The organism is bacterium (genome assembly GCA_030247525.1).
Classification (GTDB): domain Bacteria; phylum Electryoneota; class JAOADG01; order JAOADG01; family JAOADG01; genus JAOTSC01.
Map to the genome: position 1 here is coordinate 1 of JAOTSC010000020.1, position 21,255 is coordinate 21,255.

Annotated in this window: 17 protein-coding genes and 1 pseudogene; 7 read left to right on the top strand and 11 right to left on the bottom strand. The window is 48.0% G+C overall.

Annotated elements, in window-relative coordinates:
* The 9 genes from OEM52_03300 to OEM52_03340 all read right to left on the bottom strand — a co-directional run.
* A partial coding sequence (locus OEM52_03300) for a thymidine phosphorylase (protein ID MDK9699165.1) occupies positions 1-709 on the bottom strand: 709 nt, incomplete at its 3' end.
* Positions 710-959: 250 nt separating this feature from the next.
* Complete coding sequence (locus tag OEM52_03305; GenBank protein ID MDK9699166.1) at positions 960-1,427, bottom strand: hypothetical protein; 468 nt, start codon at positions 1,425-1,427, stop codon at positions 960-962.
* Positions 1,428-2,229: 802 nt separating this feature from the next.
* Complete coding sequence (locus tag OEM52_03310; GenBank protein ID MDK9699167.1) at positions 2,230-3,675, bottom strand: NAD(P)-binding domain-containing protein; 1,446 nt, start codon at positions 3,673-3,675, stop codon at positions 2,230-2,232.
* 18 nt (positions 3,676-3,693) lie between these two features.
* Positions 3,694-4,584: a hypothetical protein gene (locus OEM52_03315; protein MDK9699168.1), complete on the bottom strand. Its 891-nt coding sequence runs from the start codon at positions 4,582-4,584 to the stop codon at positions 3,694-3,696.
* A gap of 20 nt (positions 4,585-4,604) precedes the next feature.
* Entirely contained in the window at positions 4,605-5,111 is a 507-nt protein-coding gene (locus OEM52_03320; protein MDK9699169.1) for a hypothetical protein, read from the bottom strand.
* A 14-nt stretch (positions 5,112-5,125) separates the two neighbouring features.
* Entirely contained in the window at positions 5,126-5,848 is a 723-nt protein-coding gene (locus tag OEM52_03325; protein MDK9699170.1) for a hypothetical protein, read from the bottom strand.
* A gap of 43 nt (positions 5,849-5,891) precedes the next feature.
* A complete protein-coding gene (locus OEM52_03330) occupies positions 5,892-10,466 on the bottom strand; it encodes a multiheme c-type cytochrome (GenBank protein ID MDK9699171.1) in 4,575 nt (1,524 codons plus the stop codon).
* A 482-nt stretch (positions 10,467-10,948) separates the two neighbouring features.
* Positions 10,949-12,049 carry a nitronate monooxygenase family protein gene (locus tag OEM52_03335; protein MDK9699172.1) on the bottom strand — a complete coding sequence of 367 codons (1,101 nt, stop codon included), beginning with the start codon at positions 12,047-12,049 and terminating at the stop codon, positions 10,949-10,951.
* Between the two features lie 320 nt (positions 12,050-12,369).
* On the bottom strand, positions 12,370-13,206 hold the full coding sequence (locus tag OEM52_03340; protein ID MDK9699173.1) for an SPFH domain-containing protein: 837 nt from the start codon (positions 13,204-13,206) through the stop codon (positions 12,370-12,372).
* 117 nt (positions 13,207-13,323) lie between these two features.
* On the opposite strand from OEM52_03340, the gene OEM52_03345 reads away from it, so the two are divergent.
* The 4 genes from OEM52_03345 (at position 13,324) to OEM52_03360 (ending at position 17,309) form a co-directional block, all read left to right on the top strand.
* Positions 13,324-14,625: an amidohydrolase gene (locus OEM52_03345; GenBank protein ID MDK9699174.1), complete on the top strand. Its 1,302-nt coding sequence runs from the start codon at positions 13,324-13,326 to the stop codon at positions 14,623-14,625.
* A gap of 109 nt (positions 14,626-14,734) precedes the next feature.
* Positions 14,735-15,127 (top strand): response regulator, encoded by a 393-nt coding sequence (locus OEM52_03350; protein MDK9699175.1) that lies wholly within the window; start codon positions 14,735-14,737, stop codon positions 15,125-15,127.
* A gap of 42 nt (positions 15,128-15,169) precedes the next feature.
* Complete coding sequence (locus OEM52_03355) at positions 15,170-16,210, top strand: cation:proton antiporter (GenBank protein ID MDK9699176.1); 1,041 nt, start codon at positions 15,170-15,172, stop codon at positions 16,208-16,210.
* 304 nt (positions 16,211-16,514) lie between these two features.
* Positions 16,515-17,309, top strand: coding sequence for a hypothetical protein (locus OEM52_03360; protein MDK9699177.1), 795 nt, complete (start codon positions 16,515-16,517; stop codon positions 17,307-17,309).
* Positions 17,310-17,320: 11 nt separating this feature from the next.
* On the opposite strand, the gene pdxT is transcribed toward OEM52_03360, so the two are convergent.
* Both pdxT and OEM52_03370 read right to left on the bottom strand, forming a co-directional pair.
* Positions 17,321-17,896, bottom strand: coding sequence for a pyridoxal 5'-phosphate synthase glutaminase subunit PdxT (pdxT, locus tag OEM52_03365; GenBank protein ID MDK9699178.1), 576 nt, complete (start codon positions 17,894-17,896; stop codon positions 17,321-17,323).
* Positions 17,893-19,089 carry a metallophosphoesterase gene (locus OEM52_03370; GenBank protein MDK9699179.1) on the bottom strand — a complete coding sequence of 399 codons (1,197 nt, stop codon included), beginning with the start codon at positions 19,087-19,089 and terminating at the stop codon, positions 17,893-17,895. The genes pdxT and OEM52_03370 overlap by 4 nt, the downstream gene beginning before the upstream one ends.
* A 119-nt stretch (positions 19,090-19,208) precedes the next feature.
* Between OEM52_03370 and OEM52_03375 the strand changes: the two genes are divergently transcribed.
* The 3 genes and pseudogenes from OEM52_03375 to OEM52_03385 all read left to right on the top strand — a co-directional run bounded on the left by OEM52_03375 (position 19,209) and on the right by OEM52_03385 (position 21,217).
* Entirely contained in the window at positions 19,209-19,502 is a 294-nt protein-coding gene (locus OEM52_03375; GenBank protein ID MDK9699180.1) for a nucleotidyltransferase family protein, read from the top strand.
* A gap of 85 nt (positions 19,503-19,587) precedes the next feature.
* Positions 19,588-19,830, top strand: a pseudogene (locus tag OEM52_03380) (DUF86 domain-containing protein).
* Between the two features lies 1 nt (position 19,831).
* The gene (locus tag OEM52_03385) at positions 19,832-21,217 is read left to right on the top strand and encodes an FAD-binding oxidoreductase (protein MDK9699181.1); all 1,386 of its coding nucleotides are present in this window, start codon (positions 19,832-19,834) and stop codon (positions 21,215-21,217) included.
* Positions 21,218-21,255 lie beyond the last annotated feature (38 nt).

Genomic DNA, 21,255 nt, shown 5'->3' on the forward strand with positions numbered 1-21,255 from the left:
ATAATACCCGGGTTGCGATGTTTGCGCGGGAAGCGTTCCGGTAGAGCGAATCGGCGAGGGCGAGGGCAAAATCCATCGAATCGGCAAACGCGCCTCGTCCGACTTTCAAATCGATCACCAGACCATCAAGCCCTTCGGATAATTTCTTGCAGAGAATGGATGCGGTGATGAGCGGCACGGCGCGTACCGTCGCAGTAACATCGCGGAGCGAATACATCTTGCGGTCGACTGGCGCGAGTTCGGCAGTCTGTCCGGCGAGGACACAACCGATTTTCGGGAGGAGTTGCTTGATCTCTTCGAGGGATAATCGGGTCTGAAATCCGGGAATGGCATCAAGTTTATCGAGGGTACCGCCGGTATGACCTAAACCTCGGCCGGAAATCATCGGGACGTAACAACCATCGGCAACCAAGAGCGGGGCGAGCATAAGGGAGATTTTATCGCCGACGCCGCCAGTCGAATGTTTATCGACGACCGGACCCGGCAAGCCCTCCCAACGGAGCCGCTCGCCGGTCTCGACCATGGTCTCGAGCAGTACTGAGGTCTCGGCGGGCACCATGCCGCGGAAAAAGACCGCCATCAAGAATGCCGCCATCTGGTAGTCGGGCACTTCTTCGCGGTGGTATCCGAGGACGATTTGTTTGATTTCTTCGGGTGTGAGTTCGTACCCGGCTTGTTTCGCTTCGATAAGGTCGACGATAGTTTTCATAATCGTTTAAGTTAGCTTTATCACAGGGGATGGGCAATAGGAGTTATCACGTTACGCGGCTTGGATAGTGGCAATCTCATTGTTAGATACAACTGTTTTTTTTTGAGATCGCGACATCATTCTGCTTCGAATCTACTTCGCAGGATACTTCGTTCCATTCCTCGCGAATCCGATTTTGTAATGTGTATCATTCCTATCTCGGGGTAGGGGCGGGCTCCCACGCCCGCCCAGTAAAGTGATTCTTATTGACTTATGCTCTCATACCTAGTGCTTGATTGATGAAAACTAGAATTTTGCTACTCTCTGACTCGCTTCTACTGATATAAATTGGGATTTCACCATGAGGCATGCCAATTTGAACTTTATACTCATTGTATTTTCTAGGTTTTGCATAAGCATAAACAAAAAAACCAATTACACCACCAAAAATACCGATTATTATACCTAAAGGTTCGCTTATCGCTGTTGCACCGATCAATGAACCCAAAATAATACAAACGATCATGATTGAACAGCCAATTCCCTTCTTTTGTTTATATTCAGGGTCATTTTCGTCTGTCTTTTCTTCTGCAACTACACGACATGACGATATCTGATTTGTATAGAACGTGTTTTCATCAATCGTAACTCGATGAGACGTTATGATCAGTTCTCCAACTTGACCAACAAGTACTTCTTGTGGAATTAGTTGGAAGTTCGCTATTTTGACATCAGACATTATCCACTCCTTTTCTTAGCGAAAACTCGAACAGTACTATAGTAAAGTTCAATTGAATCTATGTAAGGTTGTGTCGAAGTTCTTGTAATCACTATAAGCTATAATGTGAATCTTCTTTCCTGACGCATAATTTATTTCTCTAAGATATTTAACGACCTCATCTGTACTGATAAATCTTAGTTGTGGTTCATCTTTTAATAAGTTGTAACAGATTACTAGATAGTTGGCAATCTTGAGACTATGAGTGTCAGTAATTGTGACTGGTATATTCTTGCTGAGAGATTTAACTTGAAGCAGATAGTTTTGTTTTGTTGTCTCACTGTAAACAATGGCATCAACTCCTTTTGCGTTCCTTGAAGTCACCGTCACACAAAAACCTTGTTTCGAGAGCTTGTAACAAACATAGTGTACACCTGCCATGCCAGTTATATGCTTACTGTTTGACATCTTACATATCCCTTTCCGTTCATAGCTAGAAGTCGTTTACAAGTAGAACATCTCTAATCTACTGTTTATTTTTTACTTAGCAAACGTTTGAAAGTATCTTTCACATATTTTCGTCATCTTTTGATTTTAGTTTTAATTATACGGAAATGATTCGAGTTACTATGTTTTTGCAGTATCAACTTTCGTATCATTTTGAATGATGTATACAATTCCAACTACAGGCGATGAGCGTTTGTGGGTACTCTGTGAGAAGAGAAACACATTGACCTACCTCGTCCTAACTACTAGACACAACACTTTTACTCTTTCCTGCTTTCTATAGCAGGTCAAGCAAGCAATTGATTTTTGCGAGTGACTACACCACCGGCAGCATCCGGGTAACGATGTCGACTCCCATTTGTTTCAGGAATTCGTTCGGGGACTCGCCGCCCAACATCAAGAAAGTAAATCGATTCGGGACAGTGCGTTCACTGCCATCCTTTAAGCGTAACACAACATCGGTATCGGTTATGCGGACCAGATTCGATTCGTACAGTACCTCGATGCGTTTCTTGGCAACCGCTTGATCCAACGCTTCCCGGTTACGCGCCATCGCTCCGGCAAAACTATTTTTCCGGTAACTCATCGTAACGCGGTTCGAGCCTTGGTTCGACAATGCCATCGCCGCTTCCAGTGCGCTATCGCCGCCGCCGACGATTAAGACATCGGTATCGTGATACTCCGTTGCATCGATTAATTGGTAGGTCACTTTCGATAGCTCTTCGCCCGGTACCCCTAATTTTCGCGGGGTACCCCGTTTACCAACCGCTAATATGACGGTCTGGGCAGAAAACACGTCGGTATCGGTTTTCACGGCGAAATGTCCATCGGATTGCTTCACGATATTCACACAACGGGTATGTTCCTGAATCGCGACTCCAGTATTTTGGACAATCGTTTTCCACACATCGAGTAACGCTTCCTTCGAAGTATCCTGTACCCACAGATTCCCGTAGAGGGGAATTTCCAATGGTTCCGCCATCACGAATTTATTGCGGGGATACTTACGGATCGTCGACGCCAATTCTTCCGCTTCGATGGTCAATGCATTTAAATTATGCTTCTTCGCCGACAGTGCCGCCGATAATCCCGCGGGTCCAGCGCCTACGATAATCGTATCGAAAACGCCTTCTTTCGGTGCGATTTTTCCCAGCAGTTTATCTATCACCATTCTGCCTTCATTGACGGCATGTTTGATCAGCGCCATCCCGCCCAATTCACCGACGATGTACAAGCCGGGAATATTCGTCTCAAAATTCTCTTGTACGAATGGCACTTGCACTTTCCGCCCACTCCCTAACCGTACCAACACCAATGCGCCGGTTGGACAGACTGAAGCGCATTTCGCGGCGCCGGTGCAAAGTGCGGGATCGGGCAATACCGCCTTATGATTCACTAACGCCAACGCATTATCCGGACAGACTGAAACGCAGGAACCGCAACCGATACAACTGCCAACATCGATGGCGGGCTTGAGCGGCGCGGTTTCGTCTTCCGGCAAATTGGGATCGACAATCGGGGCTTTTTTCAAATCGTACATCGCGAGGGGCGTACCGCACTTAGAGCAAAAAATCGCACTCTTCGTTACCGGAGTGTTGCACTGCGAGCATGACACGGTCGGCAGTGAGACCTTGATGCCCGCCCCTGTGCTACCGGTTCCCGATGATACGTGAGTCGATTGCTTCCGCAGTTTTTTCAAGTGGAGGTGAATGGGGATTCCCATGAAGACAATCGCAATAACAAATATGAGCAGCGAATCCATGCTAACGTCTCGATCCTGTTAAAACCAACGGTACCCTAAAAAGATTGCTACAGTGACATGAATCGCCGCCGCGCCGTACATCAAATAGGTCAGAGGCTTATGAAACACGTGCCACCAGTGAAACAATGCTTGTGCAGTGTCAAGCAACCGCATCTTGCGGACGAGCAGCGATTTCCGCTTTGCTAACGCAAGAATGCGTTTCGCTTGTTCCGAAGCAATTCCCTCGCTCGCAATAGCTTGTTTTAGTTCGCGGATTTGACGAACCCGGCTAATATCATCTTGTATGATGAACTTCAATGCCGTAAGTGCATCGGCGCCTTGCACTCCTTCCGGAATCGATGAGATGGCGTCGATTTTATCGAAGATGGGGTGTTGTAATCCCAGTTCTTTCCGCAACGCCCCCACCAGTCGCCGGTCTTCTTCCATCAATTCCTGCATCGACAATTCGGAACCAGCCAGCGACTTCGGAATTTGACTGTACAACCATTTTCCAATGATACCGGAAAGTACGACACCCCACATCGCCCAAAAACTCAAGGCAACCAAACCATCGACTTTTCCAGTGCTATGAAAGAGAATGAGCATCGGCCCGCAGAGACCCATGAAGATGTGTACTTGCAGCCAAATCCGTATCGGTCCCCAATTTTTCATCCACGATACCCGCTTCCGTGCGTAATACACCAGAATCGAGAGCATCATGAGCATCCCGAGAATGCCGAGTCCGTGCCCCAGCGTTCCGCCCGGTTTCCAGTGATCGTGCATCGGTGAAAATGAGCGGCTGATTTCTACTTCGGGGCTGTCGTAAACGGGAAGACTATAGTACGGATAACCGCGTAACATTAGAGTTAAAAAAACTCCGATCATCACAGCGGCAAGCAGATATGGCAAGATTTTCGAGAATGTTTTCATAGTCGCAAGGGATCGTTTGGTTACTTGTTGGGAACGCTACGTAAACGGAAACTGGTATCGAGCATCCAGCGAATCTCTTGACCGGAGTCGGTGTTCCAAAGTTCGACCCCGCTTCCGAAGCTCCAGTCATTCCACCAATAGGAAAGGGATGCACCGCCATGAGTTAGGACAAATTGCGAACCGGGTTTTCTGTCGGCATTCAAGTATTGATTCGCTTCCCAACCCCATTCCATTCTTCCGGTTAAACGTTGCACGAGTTCCCGTTCCAACGAGATGTCCACCCCATTTCCGTAGTAGTACAAATTATTGTTGTAGCGATACCCAAGATTGGCATAGAGCGGTGTCGTCCAAAGGGTATTGGCGGTTGCGCCGGCACTCAAAGACACTCCGGTCTCATTGTCGGAACTGCGGCGTTGCCAACGGGCATCACCCCGTAATGATAGGTATGATTTTGCCCGCCAATTTGCTCCGACCGAGAAGTCATAGCGGGGATCGGATTCAAATAGCGTGTCGGCAATCGAATACAACGAACGTAACGGTTTTAGATTTCGACGATAGGCAACCGATTGCCGGAATCGCCACTCGCTTTGCCGGGGCGCTTCATTGAGGGTGAGTTATAAATCGCTGATTCGTAACCCGATTTATCGGTATTGTTATCGCGCCAAACGAAATCGGTTTCACTACTATGATAAATGAAAAATCCCGGCGAAGGCATCCACATCACAAATTCACTAAGTAATCTGCGATCGGTTTCCCCTTTGAATTGTTGTTCGAGAATGGATACGCCAAGCCGATTACCGGAACTGGGTAGATACTCAGTTGCGATACCGAATTTCTGAGTTTCATTGCCGATGCCATTGGTTGTTACATCCGGTTCGATGCCGCCGAATGCCGACACCTCCTGTTGTTTGTTTATTCGGTAAATCGCGCGTCCGCCATCGAGGAAACCAATTCCACCAAAACCACGACTCCCTAAGCGTCCAGTTTGCAATTCAAATACCGAATCGGGTTGCCAACCCAACCACAACTCATATAATCGGGTTTGGCTGTACGAACTACGAAAATCCCGACGTAATCGGGCATCTACTTGTCCGTGAAATTTACCGCCAAACAATTGCTCGAAACTCGCTTTGCCACGCATCGACGGTTCAAACCCTTCGGAACCGCCATCGGCATTCCAACCGTACATTCCCGCAGAGAACCGCCCATTTACAATCGGATTTGCTAATCCCCAACTGCTTCCGAGCAAGAGGGCAACCGTCATAACTACCATTCGAGGTCTGCGCACAATCAAGCGCGAAATTCTTTTAATGTCCACGCTGCTCTAACCCCCCCTCGCGGATTCGATTGCGCAAATTCGGTCCTTCGCTACCATCGGGATGACACTGGTAGCATCTCGCATCCAAACATTGATAACCCGAAACGCCGTTATGATCTCCATTAATGCTATTGCACCCACCATGACAAGTGATACAATTGAATAAAATGTAGGTGGTCGAAGTGGTATGACAGTTCGCACAAGTGATATTGCGATGTCGACCAGACGTGATCGGGAACCAGGTGTGATTACTTAAGCGACCTTGTGTCCAAGCATTGTCGGTCGCGTAATGACAAGTAACGCAATTGGTCGTCATGATATTCGACGATGCTTGATGATCCGCGGGATAGATATTCGGGTTACTTCGAATATGGCACTGGTAACAGTCACGCGGGGTGCCGCTATACTGATTGTTCAAATGGCATTCGGTACAAGTCGCTTGGGTATGGCGTCCTTGCAGTGCAAATGCTGTCGCATGGTTGAAACTCGAATTCCAATTCGGACCGCCGCTGGTATGACAAGTGTTACAAGCGGACACGGGATGAGTCGCCGCGGTGTGTGCCGGATTGGTCGCGCCGGTGTAATCGGTTTGATGACAACTGTAACAGTCGGAAGCAGTCCCGGTGTATTGTCCATTTGGATGGCACTCATTGCAATCGGTCGGATTCGGCGATAGATGATTCCCCGTTAACGCAAAGGTGGTCGTATGTGTAAAGACACCAGGTTGCCATGCCGGACCGCCATTGCTGTGGCAGGTGCCACAATTCGCCAACGGGAAAAATTGTGCGGTATGTACCGGATTCGTTGCACCTTGGTACTGCGTTTGATGGCAACTATAACAGTTGGTTGGTGTTCCAGTGTACTGTCCATTCGTATGGCAGCGGTTACATGCCGTGGGGTTGGGGGATTGATGATCATTCATCAGGGTATACGCTGAATGAGTAAACGCTGCTGGTTGCCATGCTGGACCGCCATTGCTATGACAAGTTCCACAATTCGCCGACGGGAAAAATTGTGCGGTATGTACCGGATTCGTTGCGCTCTGATACTGCGTTTGATGGCAACTAAAGCAATCGGAGGGTGTTCCGGCATATTGCCCATTGGAATGGCATTGATTGCATGTAGTTGGTGTGGGGGACTGATGATCGTTCAACAATGGGAACGTCGTATGGGCGAATGTTGAAGGCCGCCAATCGGGACCACCACTGGTATGACAACTTGCACAAGCCGACGACGGGAAACCAGCAGCGGTATGAGCAGGATTGGTTGCATTCTGATATTGCGTTTGATGACAACTGTAACAATCAGAAGGCGTACCCGCATACTGCCCATTGGTATGACATTCATTGCATGCCGTCGGAGTAGGCGACTGATGATCGTTTACCAACGGGAAAACGGTGTGCGGGAAAGTCGCAGGACTCCAGTTTGGCCCGCCATTAGCATGACACGTCGCGCATGCTGAAGGCGGGAAACCTGACGTAGTATGCGGTGGATTCGTTGCGCCTTGGTATTGGGTTTGATGACAGCTATAGCAATCGGTCGGCGTACTCGCATACTGGGTATTGGTATGGCATTCGTTACAAGCGGTAGGTGCCGGCGATTGATGATCGTTCACCAATGGAAATGTGGTGGTATGAGTATACACCACTTGATGCCAATCTGTTCCACCACTCGTATGACAGGTATTGCAGTTGGCACTTGGGAAGAATTCTTCGACGTGCACTGGATTCAGCGTCTGTTGATATGCCGTTTGATGACAACCAATGCACTCCCGCGGTGTGCCGGTATATTGACCGGTCGTATGGCACTGATCGCACCGGGTGGGGCTCGGCGATGCATGGGTGCCGTTTAACGGGAACGTCGCATGATTGTTGAACCGGTTTCCGCCATCATCCCAATCGTTGTCGGAAGGTAGGTGGCAGGGAATACAATCGTGAGAGTAGTTCCGGTGCTCCGGTTCCTCTTGGACCGCTTCATTGAAATCATTTTCATGACAACCCCAACAAGTTGTCGGGGTATTGCTGTATTGGTTGTTGATATGGCATTCATTGCATTCTCGCGGCGGGGTACGATGGCGGTTTTGCAATACATAAACACGGTCGTGATTAAAGTTTGCCGGTTGCCAATTGGGGCCGCCATCGCTGTGACAGTCCCGGCATTCGGTCTGGGGAAAGACGCTTGCCGAATGGACGGGATTGGTCGCCCCTTGGTAATCGCTTTGGTGGCAGTTTTGACATTCGCGCGGCGTGCCGGTGTATTGTCCATTTGTATGACAGCTCGCGCACACGATTTGCCCGTGCCGGTTGTTTAATGGGAATACGGTGTTATGAGCAGCAAAGGTTGCCGGCCGCCAATCGGGCCCGCCGTCACGATGGCAACTCGCGCATTCCGCGGTAGGAAAGCCAGCTGCCGTGTGAGTGGGGTTGCTCGCTTGCGAATAATTCGATTGATGGCAACCGTAACAATCCCGCGGTGTACCGGCATATCTGCCGTTGACATGACACTCCGTACACTGAGTAACCGCATGTTGGTTGTTTAAAGTAAACACTTCGTTATGCCGGAAACTTGCCGGTTTCCAATTAGGTCCGCCACTGCGGTGACAATTGATGCATTGATTGGGCGGAAATGCATTGGCACTGTGTACCGGCTGCGCTGCCTGTGTATAGTCCCGGGTATGACAAGAATAACAATCGTTTGTTACATCGACATAGCGCTGGGTCTTGTGACACTCATTGCAGGCGACTGTCGCATGTTTGTTCGTTAACGGGAAGTTCGTTTGATTGTGCCGGAAGCTGAGATCGTTCCATCGCGAGGTACGGTGACAATCGTTGCATTGATTTCCCAATAATCCTTCATGGGGCTCGGTATGGCAACGCGAGCATTCCATCGGTGTCCCTTGAAATACCCCATTCGTATGACACTGGGTACAGGTAACCGAGCGATGCTGACCATCCAACGGGAAACGGGTCTTCCGGTGATCGAACGATAGCGAACCGGCGCCTTTCCAGGCAGACGTATTATGACAATCAGTGCAATTGCGTCCGAATTGCCCGTTGTGTTGATCTTTGTGGCAAGCAGTACAACTTTCGGTTGCCCCGGCAATCCGGTACTTCCCGTCTTTATGGCATTCCGTACAGGCGGTGGTAACATGTTTGCCCGTTAACGCGAACGCAGTCATGTTGTGGCGTTGTACCGTAAACGATGATGGTTTCCAAGCTTGCGGTGAATGGCATGATTGGCAAGTCGAAGCGAGCTGCCCCTTATGTTGATCCTGATGGCAACTCAAGCACTCTCGTTGCGGTTCAGTAAAGACATACTTACCATCCTTATGGCATTTCGCACAATCGGTAGAAAGGTGTTTCCCCACCAACTCGAACTTCGTTTTCTTATGTTGCTCGACGGTAAACGTGGATGGTTTAAAACCATTCACCGTATGACAGTTTTCACACTGCTTGGACAATTGTCCATTATGTTTATCGGCATGGCAACCGGAGCATTTTTTATCGTCGGAAGTGAACTTGAATTTGTTCTCTTTATGGCATTCATTACAGCCCTGCTCAATATGTTTACCCGCCAAAGGGAAAGGTGTTTGATTGTGTTGCTCCAGAGTATAGAGAGCGGGTTTAAACGATGTTTCGTTGTGGCAAGTTTTACATTCGCGGGAGAGTTGTCCATTGTGTTTATCGCCGTGACAGGCGAAACAGGTCTTTTCAGCAAGCACCGGTTTTAAGCGCGGATTATGGCAAGCGTCGCAACGTTGGGTGAGATGCGCACCGACCAATGGGAAACCGGTTTTACTATGATCAAAGCCAGCGATATTTTTCCAACCGCCGGACGTGTGGCATTCGGTACAGTTCTGGCTAAACTTCCCTTGGTGCGGGTCGTTGTGACAGGATTTACAATCGGTCTTTAGGCTACTCCACTTATTCTCTTTATGGCAACTCAGACAAGCAACTTCTTTATGTTTCCCGGTGAGTGCCCACTTCGTCTTACTATGGTCGAATGTGGGTGGAGGCTGTTTCCAACCGAGGTTAGAGTGGCATTCGGTACAGGTTCGCTTGAGATCGGAACCGTGTTGATCCTTATGGCAGCTTAAACACTTCGTATCGAGCCCAAGATAAGTTTTCTCGGCATTTTTATGACATTGGTTGCATTGGAGTTTCTCGTGGGCTCCATCCAGTTTGTAACCGGTTTCATCATGATTGAAGGCTTTCGGATCCCACCGAATCAATCGTCCATTTACCCCGATATGTTCCTTGTGACAGCTTTCGCACTTCTGGGTCAAGCGACCGTGGTATCCACTCTTTTGATCAATCGTCTTTTTTATGTTGGTATGGCATTGGAGGCAATTGGCAACCGCAATTGCTTTTTCCCCAGCAATTTGATGGCACATCCCGCAGTTCGTTGCCCCTTCCAATCCGCGATGGGATTTCGTAAGCGGACCTGGAGAAATGAGATTCGCATAGGAAACGCTGTACAACAGACCGCAACAAAGTAGTATCGTCACGATTGCCGACAGTAAAGACCTCTGTGGTAAATGTTTCGCGAGATTCGTACGGATCATAGCACTCTTCCCCCTACCAAACGGATAAAAAGTTATCTTGGAAGTCTTCCTTCCCGAAATCGGGTAACTCCTCAAAATTGATCTTTGCTCGAGGCAAGTATCTCAAGAGCAGAATATATTCCTGGTAGGAATGGTTTCAGTAACTAAGTAAAATCGATGAACTATGGATTGTGTTGTATGATATTCATATTCCAGAACTAAAGCAACATTTTTTCGGGATATGGCGACAAGTAGCTAAAGTAACAGATTTCGCGATACGATTTGTATTGCGGAGCACATTATAATGCAATCATACATCGGTAGGGTAATATTGTAAGAGACTTTTGAGTGATAGGGTGGTGGAAAAGGTATTCGTTAGAAATTCATCGGCAATGGATTTCGTTACGACAACAAAATCGGAACGTAAGATGCAAAAGTATGTAATCATTCAAATTGGAAGTTCGATCAATATTTCGTCAAGCAGATGGTAACAAAATCATTCGCTACGCAATGGCAGTCTGCATATACGAATCTCGATACTCTTCGATCAGCGAATCGATCAACTCTTTCACCGAGACTATCTTATTCACCCGATAAACATTGGAACCAGCAAACGGAAAACCACTCTTGAAGTTTCCTTTTTGTGCACTTGTCAATGCATGGGCAATACAGTACTGGCTATTCTTGTAGTCACAGGTTATGATACAATGATAAGCACACTGCAGTGGCATTTTCTCGCCACGCCCCACGGAATCAGTAAACTTATTACGTATCACCCGCCCCGGCATACCCACCGGACTTTCAATGATTTGAATGTCTTCCTGTTTCGCATCTAAGTAAGCTTGTTTGAATGAATCGGAAGCATCACATTCATGAGTAGCGACAAAACGTGTCGCCATTTGCACCCCGGAGGCTCCAAGTTCGAGATATTTACGAATGTCAGCCCCAGTATAGATACCGCCTGCCGCAATCACCGGGATTGGCTTTCCAGCTCGTTCGGCAAACGGACGCACCGCTTCCACCACTTCCGGCACTAACTTTTCTAAAGCGTATGCCTCATCGCCAATCTGTTCCAGCTTAAATCCTAAGTGTCCACCGGCTTGTGGACCTTCCACAACAATGGCATCGGGGGGATAGTTGTACTTTTCCGTCCACCGTTTACAAAGAATCGTTGCAGCGCGTCCTGAGGAAACGATCGGTACTAATTTCGTCTTGGTGTCTGGTTTGCGGAAGGAGGGTAGATTAAGCGGAATCCCGGCACCGGAAAATATTACGTCGATTCCTTCATCGATGGCAGTACGGACGACATCGGCATAATTGGTCAGCGCAACCATAATGTTAACGCCGAGTATCCCTTTGGAGGCGGCGCGGGCTTTCTGGATTTCCTTGCGCAATGCCCGCTCGCTGGCTTCTTCGTAATTTGAGTAACAATCCGATTCGGTAAATCCGATCAGTGCCGCTGCAATTACCCCAATTCCACCTTCATTCGCTACTGCCGACGCCAGTCTCGATAAAGAAATTCCAACCCCCATCCCACCTTGGATGATGGGAATGCGGGCAACCAAATCACCCAAACATAATGGACTCAACGTATTCGTAAGCAAACGAAAGGTTCTCCCCACGGTATTAACTTGATTTATACGCTATCGTACAAACGGTAACGATCTTCCCCCAAGTGAGCACAAGCAGATACTCCTCATGTCTGCCATGAGTCATCACTTTGTCGAAAGGTATTTCATCAAGCGGCACAATCCAAACCAAATCTACCAAAAGTATCTTCAAATCCATACTCAAACAAACGTGATCTTATATTTGTACAAGGTAAATCTAACGAATGATACACAGATTCGAGTATCGATTTTGCGAGGAAATTACACGTAAGAGCGAAGAATTGTGTTCATAAAAACACGATTCGCGTTATTCATCACTTCACGGGATAAGTGATCGGTACTCCGGATTGACCGCCTCCGAAAATCACCGTAACATTTTTGTTATCTTTCACAAGTTCTACTTGCTCCTTTTGAATTTCCAATTGCCGGAGCGAAAGGTATTGCGGGATTGTCATTCCCATGTGTTTTTGATACGCTAAATCGGCGTCTGCTTTATTGATTTCCGCTTGCTTTCGCGACAATTCTGCCATCGCGCGCGCTTCTTGTGTTAAGATCGATTGGTTTTGCGCAGCTGTTCGTTGTGTCTCCTCCAAAACTTGTGGTGGTGGGGTCACTTGAGAAATTGTCAAACCGATAACTTTCACCGGTAACCCGATCTTACTGATATGTTTATTCAGTGCATCTATTGTATAATCAACCACTTGAATAAGAACTTCCCGCTTTCCAGCAAGATCAAACATCTTGAAAGTACACGCTTTGTCACGAATTGCTTCACGGAGAGTTGGTTGAATATTATTTTCGAACCAATGCGTTCCGAACTTCTGATGCAGTTTTGGGGTTTCTCCACTAATGATCTGCAGGGTAAGATTTGCATCGAACATAATCGGGGTATTGTCATTTGTGATAAGATTCTCGAAGTGCTCTTTCCTGTTAACAGGCATTATGTTGTAAATCACATAACTGGTTGTAAACGCTGCCCACGTTCTACCGGTGGAAACTGGTGTTTGATACACTTCGCCGTGACCAAAAAGCAGCGGTTTACTGATCATCACCGCTTCCTCACCGGCATTGACACTAACGGATGTACAACCGTTGATTGTGAAGATTGCTGAAATTATAAGTATGAGTGTCAATACTTTCGCATTTTTCACGATAGCCTCTTTTCGGACGTTAGGGTTGGGTTACCAGTAACATACCTACCATCGCTATAAAACGCAAGACCGAATCACTATATTTTTCGATTGTACATTACCTGGGAGTAGCGAATCATGTCGATCTTGATAAAAAACGTTTGGCTCGAAGAGCAAGTCGTCACCCTCGAAATCCAAGAGGATCGCATCCACGCTATCACTTCTGCCGCGGCATTCGATGCTTCGTCTCAAGCTGCCTTCATTTCATCACAAGTTGACAAGATCATCGATGGACAAAAGAAGTTGCGGGTGTTACCAGCACTTTTTAATGGGCACACTCACGCTGCGATGACCCTCTTTCGTAGTTATGGCGACGATCTCCCACTCATGCGTTGGTTGCAGGAAAAAGTCTGGCCGCTCGAAGCGTCGATTACAGAAACCCAAGTCGAGTGGGGGATGCGGCTTGCGTGTCTTGAGATGATTAAAACCGGTTGTACCGGCTTTTGCGATATGTATTGGCATTTCGACGCTTGCGCCCGTATTGTGGAAGAAGTGGGCTTGCATGGCGTACTCTCCGGCGTCTTTGTCGATCTGTTCGACTCGAAACGGGCGAAAGCGCAACAGCAGTTAAACGGCGAATTGTACGAGTCGTGCCACGAAAAGTATCCGAAGTATGTTCGCTTCGCGATCGGTCCCCATGCGATTTATACTGTATCGGAAGATTCGCTCCGCTGGGCTTCCGAGTTTACTGCCGAAAAGAACATTCCCTTCCATACCCATCTATCGGAAACACGGCGCGAAATCGACGAATGTCGCGCACAACATAACGGATTATCCCCCGTCGAGTATCTCCATTCACTCAATATTCTCTCACCGCGGTTGAAAGCGGCCCATGTCATTCACGTCGACGAGCGTGACCGCGCATTGCTCGCCGAACATGGCGTTACGGTGATTCACAATCCCTCGTCGAATATGAAGCTTGCCGTTGGCGGCCCGTTCAATTTGAAAGTGATGAAAGCCGCCGGTATCGTTCCTGTGCTCGGTACCGATGGCGCGGGTTCCAATAATTCCCTCGATCTCTTTACCGAAATGAAGATTGCGGCGCTTTTGCAGAAACATGCCTGGAGCGATCCCGAACAAGGCGCCGCCCATGAAATCTGGCGAATGCCGACCATCGACTCGTGGCGTCAGTTCGGATACGATGCCGGCGAAGTCGCGGTCGGAAAATTGGCGGAATTGATACTGATACGCACCGACGATTTCGCGATGATACCCAATCATGACTACATCAGTAATCTGGTGTACAGCGCAAATGGAACCATCGTCGATACCACGATTTCCAGCGGTAGGGTCTTGATGGAAGGTGGCGTCGTTGCCGGAGAACAGGAATTGTTACAGGAGTTTCGTGATGTAGCGCACCACTTCGTCAATTCCCATTAAAGTTGTTTATTCCAACAACAAAACGGATTTCGTATTATGGCTTAGTGCGTTTGCAGGCTGTCTACGCCATTACCTATCTTATCAAAAGAAAACCATTTCGGGAGCAAGCATGGATCGGAAAATCTTAGTCGTCGACGACGACGAGAAGATACAGGAACTGTTACGCGATGCGTTCGCCGATGCCGGATTCCAAGTTGTCCCTGCCTTGAGCGCGGAAGAGGCGGTAACGATCCTCGACCGGGAATGGTTTCCGATCTACTTTATTGATATGCAACTCCCCGGTGCGAACGGTCTGGAATTATGCCGTACGATCCGGAAACGCAACCCCACCGTTACGCTCTTTGCGATGTCCGGGTATTCCGGACATTACCACTTGATCGACGCCCTCGATGCCGGATTCAACGACTATTTCGCCAAACCGTTTAGTGTTCCGGTGTTAGTCAAGAATGTACTGGACGCCTTCGAAAAGATGGATCGCTGGCACAGCCACCAGCGACAATAGAATCCATTCTATTTTTCGGAATATGTAAATATATCGAGCGTAATGGATTTTCTAATACTCATCGAAAAAATTGTCGCCGTCCCCGAGGTGCAGTACACGCTGCTCCTCTTTTCGTTGTTCGTTATACCGAAATGGCTGCAACGCTATCGCATCCCAAGTGCAATCACCAGTTTATTGCTGGGTTTACTCGCAGGTGTTGTCTTCCATCTTTTCCCATCGGACACCACCATTGATTTATTGGCAACTTTTGGTATTGTTGCGATGTTCCTGTTCGCCGGATTGGAAATGGATTTCGTCCTAATCCGTCGGCACTGGCAGCCATTGGCTTATCACCTTGGCTTTCAGTTATTAGTGATGGCGATATTGGTTTGGCTGGGTTGGCTCGTATTCGGGCTTGCAATCCGCCCCGGTATTATCTTTGCCATGGCAATCGTTACTCCGTCGGCGGGATTCATATTCGATTCGCTTGCGACCTTGAAAGTATCCGCTACCGAACGGGAATGGATCAAATCGACGGTACTCGCAACTGAACTCATGACCTTGTGGCTCTTGTTTGTGGTTATGCAATCGACCGACGTGCAGCGGTTAGCGATTTCGTTTGGCGTATTATTAGGAATGATGATCATTCTCCCGATCATTTTCCAAGTATTTGCGAAATGGATCGTACCCCATGCGCCGAAATCGGAGTTTGCCTTTCTCTTGATGGTCGCCGTGGTTTGTTCGTTGATTACGCGCCGCTTAGGGGTCTATTATCTGGTGGGGGCGTTCGTAGTCGGGATCACTGCTCAGATATTCCAGAAGCACATCCCGGCGATTGCTTCCGAAAAAATGCTGCATGCGGTGGAAGTGTTTGCTTCATTCTTTATTCCCTTGTATTTTTTCAATGCCGGGAAACATTTCCATAGTGATGAAATCGATTGGTCGATCCTTGGTATCGGTATTTTGCTCACAATCGTCGCGGTACCCATTCGAATTATACAAGTTGTATTGCACCGCAAATTGATTCTCAAGGAGACGTTCCTAACCAGTCGCCGGATTGGAGTAGCGCTCTTGCCTACTTTGGTCTTTACGATTGTACTATAGGAAATATTACGGGAGCGCTTTCAAGTCCCGCCCTTGCTGTCCGGCAGTTTGTTTGTCTATGCGGTCATCATCACGATGATCCCCAGCTTCTATTTTCAGGTGAAGCGAAAGGAAGAGTAAACAGTTTTGTTAAACCGGATCGTGTTGTTTGTTAAGGAAGAATGACTGCCTTCGAGAAGATTGATTGCTGGCACAGCCACCAGCGGCGATAGTTCGCAGTTAATAAAAATAATAGCTCGTTCAATCTCAACAAAAGTGAGAGGAGCGGAGTAGAACAAGGTTTACGATTAATTTTGGATATCTAATGAGTAATTATAAAACTCAGCTTGAAGATTATGTCAAAGCGATTGATCAAATAAATCGTTTGCATTTAAATGCAAACAATGTCTATATCATACATTATTCTTGCGAGAGCTTTAAAGACAAGGCATTACCAAAAATAATAGCGATAGCGTTGCGAAACTTAGAAACAGGTCAAACTCATTGTTTTTCCATAAGCAAATGTGCTGCAATCATGAACATTCCAAAGGAGAAGATTGAAGATTCTTATCAACAAATTGAAATACAGTTACTTAATGATTATTTTGATTTTTTACAAGCGAGACAAACGTGCACTTTTTTACATTGGCATATGACAAACGATAAGTTTGGGTTTCAAGCAATTGAATATAGATTCAAACATCTTGGAGGAAAGCCGATTCTTATCAACGATGACAACAAAATCAATTTGGCTAGATTATTAACGAAAATATTTGGATATGAAAACCGAGATAAGTTGAAAATTGATATCCTCGCAGAGCTAAACTATAAACCAAGATCTGATTATTTAGACGGTAAAGCAGAAGCTCTAGCTTTTATGTATAAAAACTACGATGATATCACAGCCTCTACGCAACTTAAAACGCTTATCTTTGCAACAATATTACACAAGCTTAGAACAGATGACCTTATTACAGAAATTAAAATTAAATGGTATCAAAAAAGATTTGCAATGAAGTTTATCAAGCGAGTATTAGATAACCCTATCGTAAGTTCCATCATTACTCTTGTTAGTATAGCAGTTACTGTGCTGGGAATATATTATACAATTTTGCAGTAAAATACATTTCTTTAACAAAATAACCCCTCCACAAACTTCCGGTGCAGTCGCTCATCGTTCGTGAGTTCGGGATGGAATGTACTCGCCCAAAGGTGTCCTTGTTCGACATGGACAATTTGCTCGCCTAATGTCCCGACCACCTGAACCGTTTCACCAACCTGCGAGATAATCGGAGCGCGGATGAATACCCCCGGCAACGGAAAGGGATCTTCGCGTAGAGTAACATTCATTGTGAATGATTCGGTTTGTCGTCCATAGGCATTGCGGGCGACAGTTATATCCATCACTCCCAGCGAACGAACCCGCGGATCGTCCCCTTGTTTTCCCAGTAGGATGCAACCGGCACAGGTGCCCCACATCGGCTTCTTTTCCGCAGCGAAGCGGAGTAGAGGGTCGTACATCCCGATAAAGTGCAGGAGTTTGGTCATGGCGGTCGACTCGCCGCCGGGCAGGATCAGCCCATCGCATAGCAGCAATTCCTCGGCTCTCCGCACCGCGATGCTGTTTGCGCCGACCCGCTGGAGCATTGCCAGATGCGGCTCGACATCGCCCTGTACCGCTAACACTCCGATGGTTTTTATCTTCATTTCGTCGCCACTGTGTTTCTACCGGGAAGATACTCTTTTGTTTGCCCCGGTCTCAAGACGATTTCCACGATTTCCGGCGGTTGTCCCAATCGCATCGGCGGTCCCCAAGTTCCAATCCCGACCGAAACATACAACATGCTGTTATCCTGCCGGTAAATGCCGCGGGGAACCGGCCAGATGCGGTTGACGATGTAATTGAACGGCCAAGTTTGTCCGCCGTGGGTGTGTCCCGACAGCATCACATCGACCCCGGCGGCAAACGCCTCTTTGAATCTCAACGGTTGATGACTCAACAAAATTATCGGCAGCGCGGTATCGACGCCCGCCAATGCCTTATCGAGCCGCATCCCCTCGCCGCCCATTTGGCGGTCAGTGGGATCGTTTACTCCGGCAATGATAAGCTTCCTGTCGGCAACATACACCGCGCGGTTCAGCAAAGCCGGGACGCCCGCCCGTTCCATTGCATCGACCACGGTTCCAGCGCCGGTGTAGTACTCGTGGTTCCCGGTCGACCAGTATACGCCATGTTTCGTTTTCAATTGCAAGAGCGGCGCAACTTTCTCGGAAAGCCGGTAGCGATCGCCATCGGCAACATCGCCGGGAATTAGTACGAGATCCGGTTTCCTCGCGTTGATTCCCGCAGCCACTTTCTGCATGAAGCCTTCGCGGTGGATCGCTCCGATATGAATGTCGCTCACCATCACGATTTTGAATCCATCCAGCGCCGGGTCAAGATTCGGGATGTAATGTTCAACTTGCCGAATGGTAAATTTGCCGTGGGCAACCACAATTCCCCAAAACGAGATAAGGATTGCGACCGCGATACTCCCTTGTGCGATGTAGCGTTGCAGTTGCGAAAACTCAAGATGCAACGGTTTATGGAGTTTCGTGAGCCATGCGACGCCAGTCACAACTTCGTGGGCGAAGCCGAACAGAAAGAAGTACACCGAGAAACCGAGCCAAACTGTAGCGCCGGTGAAAATAATTTCAGTAACGAAGTTCGGGTAGGATCTGCCAATCGCAACCGATCCGATATACCACATGGCGGACGCGAGCACCACGACCCGGAGCCAAACCGCAGAAGGAGGGACATTCAAGGCAATTCGCCATTGCCGGTAGATAACCCAATGCATTCCCAACAGAATTACTGCAGCGATCAAAATAAAAATCATGTAACGTATCCAGATCGGCACAAAGCGCTCCCAAATAAGTTTTGTTTCTGTGATACGGAAAGTATCATAAAAAAACTTAAACGAAAACTACCATGCCAAGCAGAACTAACGTATATTTTGTTGATCTGATGGGAGAATCCATGCAACGGGAACAAGTTCTTCGACTGCTAACGCAAAACCGACCAGTGTTCGAGCAACGGTTTGGTGTGCGAGTACTTGGTGTATTCGGATCGGTTGCCCGAAACGAAGCAACCCCGGAAAGCGATATCGACATTTTCGTTGAATTCGATGGTTCGACGACATTGCTTCGTTTCTTCGGTTTGAAATGTGCCTTGGAAGAGCTGTTTGAATGCACTGTCGATTTAGCAACCCCGCGAATGCTAAAGCCTGCAATACGCGACTCCATTCGAAATGAGATCGTATATGCCACGTGATGAAATACTCTTTTTTTGATATCCGCAACGCGGGTCACCGTATTCTAACGCTAACGCAAGATAAAAATTCGGTCAGTTCGTTGATGATGCCGATAGCTATGAAGCGGTTTTGTATAATTTAATCGTGATCGGCGAAGCAGTCAGAATGCTTCCAGAAGTGTGGAAACTAACCTATCCATCAATCCCTTGGCGGGAAATCGTCGCATTTCGCAACTTAATGGTTCATCATTATTTTGGCATCGACGAAGAAATCGTTTGGAGTATTGTTCAAGATAATCTCCCAGAATTGCTAAAGATCGTTGAGTCAGAATTATCGAAACGGAAGTAAAGTGTCGTACATAGAGTTGTTACAATCCTTATCAAATAGCGTTGGCGATATTGTCGTCACCCATCCCGATACGCTGGCGGTTGCCGCGCGGGATGAGTCGTCGTTTGCCGCAGTGCTGCCATTAGCGGTAGTTGTCGCCCACACCACTGAAGATGTCATCAAAACCGTCAAATGGTGTAACTCAACAAGAACGCCAATCACCGCCCGTGGCGCCGGTTCTGCTTTGGAGGGGAATACGATTCCCTCCGAAAATGGGATTGTGCTCGATCTATCCGAGATGAACAACATCCTCGAAGTCGATGTCGACAATCTGCAAGCAGTCGTCGAACCGGGCGTTATCTACGATAAACTGAACGAACGATTACGAAAAGATGGGCTCTTCTTTCCGCCATCCCCCGGTGGCAGCGCCGACGTGGCGACCATCGGCGGGATGGTGGCGACCAATGCGAGCGGCATCTATTCGGTGAAGTATGGTGGTACCCGCGAGCACGTTCTCGAACTGGAGGCGGTTACTGGCGCCGGCGATCTCGTTACCTTTGGCAATCGTTGTGTGAAACGTTCGAGTGGATACAATTTTACCGATTTTCTAAGCGGGAGTGAAGGCACCCTTGCCATCGTAACCCGGGTAACGTTGCGATTGAAAGGCTTACCACAAGCCAAGGGACAAAGTGCCTTCCGCTTCCCAACGGAAACTGCCGCCGTCGCAGCGATTGCCGAGATGATGCGATATGGACTCGATCTCGCCGCCGTTGAATACTTAGGGGAATCGACGGTTCGTGCAGTGAATAAACTTCGTGGTTACGGAATTGTCGAGCAACCGTTGCTCTTCCTCGAAGCGCATGGAAGCGACGCCTCGGTTGCCGAGACTTTGGAATTAGCGGCGTCGGTTGCCGAGTCGAACGAAGGGGAACCGTTAACGCTTCCCGCCGGACAAGACCCGTGGGAAGTGCGGCATTACACCACGCCCGCAATCAAATTGTATCGTGATGGCTGGCAGATTATTCGCAACGACGTTGGTTTTCCAGTGGCGCAACTTCCACAGGTCGTCGGCTATGTCCATGAGCAAGCGGCGCGATTACGCAAGGAACGCAATACCGAACTCGAGCTGTTTACGCTGGGGCATTGCGGCATGGGGGTGTTACATGCGCTGATGCTTGCCGACCCAAACGATGAAGCAAGCTGGGGCGCCGGCATGCAGTTGAATAAGTTGTTGAAAGAGTATGTCCTGACAATCGGGGGAACCCTGTCCGGTGAACATGGCATTGGATTGGGTCACAAAGACCTCTTTCCGTTGGAACATGGGGAGGTAGCGCTCAGTTTAATGCGTTCGATTCGGAAAGTGTTCGATCCGAATGGTATCTTGAATCCCGGGAAAATTTTCGATTGAATGTCTTGACTTTTAAGCAAAGGAGAAATCGCGGTTTC

What these genes read in the sequence shown, in the direction of transcription:
- OEM52_03305 (MDK9699166.1), bottom strand. Translation starts at nt 1,427, where the DNA reads ATGTCTGATGTCAAAATAGCGAACTTCCAACTAATTCCACAAGAAGTA.
- OEM52_03310 (MDK9699167.1), bottom strand. Translation starts at nt 3,675, where the DNA reads ATGGATTCGCTGCTCATATTTGTTATTGCGATTGTCTTCATGGGAATC.
- OEM52_03315 (MDK9699168.1), bottom strand. Translation starts at nt 4,584, where the DNA reads ATGAAAACATTCTCGAAAATCTTGCCATATCTGCTTGCCGCTGTGATG.
- OEM52_03325 (MDK9699170.1), bottom strand. Translation starts at nt 5,848, where the DNA reads ATGACGGTTGCCCTCTTGCTCGGAAGCAGTTGGGGATTAGCAAATCCG.
- OEM52_03330 (MDK9699171.1), bottom strand. Translation starts at nt 10,466, where the DNA reads ATGATCCGTACGAATCTCGCGAAACATTTACCACAGAGGTCTTTACTG.
- OEM52_03345 (MDK9699174.1), top strand. Translation starts at nt 13,324, where the DNA reads ATGTCGATCTTGATAAAAAACGTTTGGCTCGAAGAGCAAGTCGTCACC.
- OEM52_03350 (MDK9699175.1), top strand. Translation starts at nt 14,735, where the DNA reads ATGGATCGGAAAATCTTAGTCGTCGACGACGACGAGAAGATACAGGAA.
- OEM52_03355 (MDK9699176.1), top strand. Translation starts at nt 15,170, where the DNA reads ATGGATTTTCTAATACTCATCGAAAAAATTGTCGCCGTCCCCGAGGTG.
- OEM52_03360 (MDK9699177.1), top strand. Translation starts at nt 16,515, where the DNA reads ATGAGTAATTATAAAACTCAGCTTGAAGATTATGTCAAAGCGATTGAT.
- pdxT (MDK9699178.1), bottom strand. Translation starts at nt 17,896, where the DNA reads ATGAAGATAAAAACCATCGGAGTGTTAGCGGTACAGGGCGATGTCGAG.
- OEM52_03375 (MDK9699180.1), top strand. Translation starts at nt 19,209, where the DNA reads ATGCAACGGGAACAAGTTCTTCGACTGCTAACGCAAAACCGACCAGTG.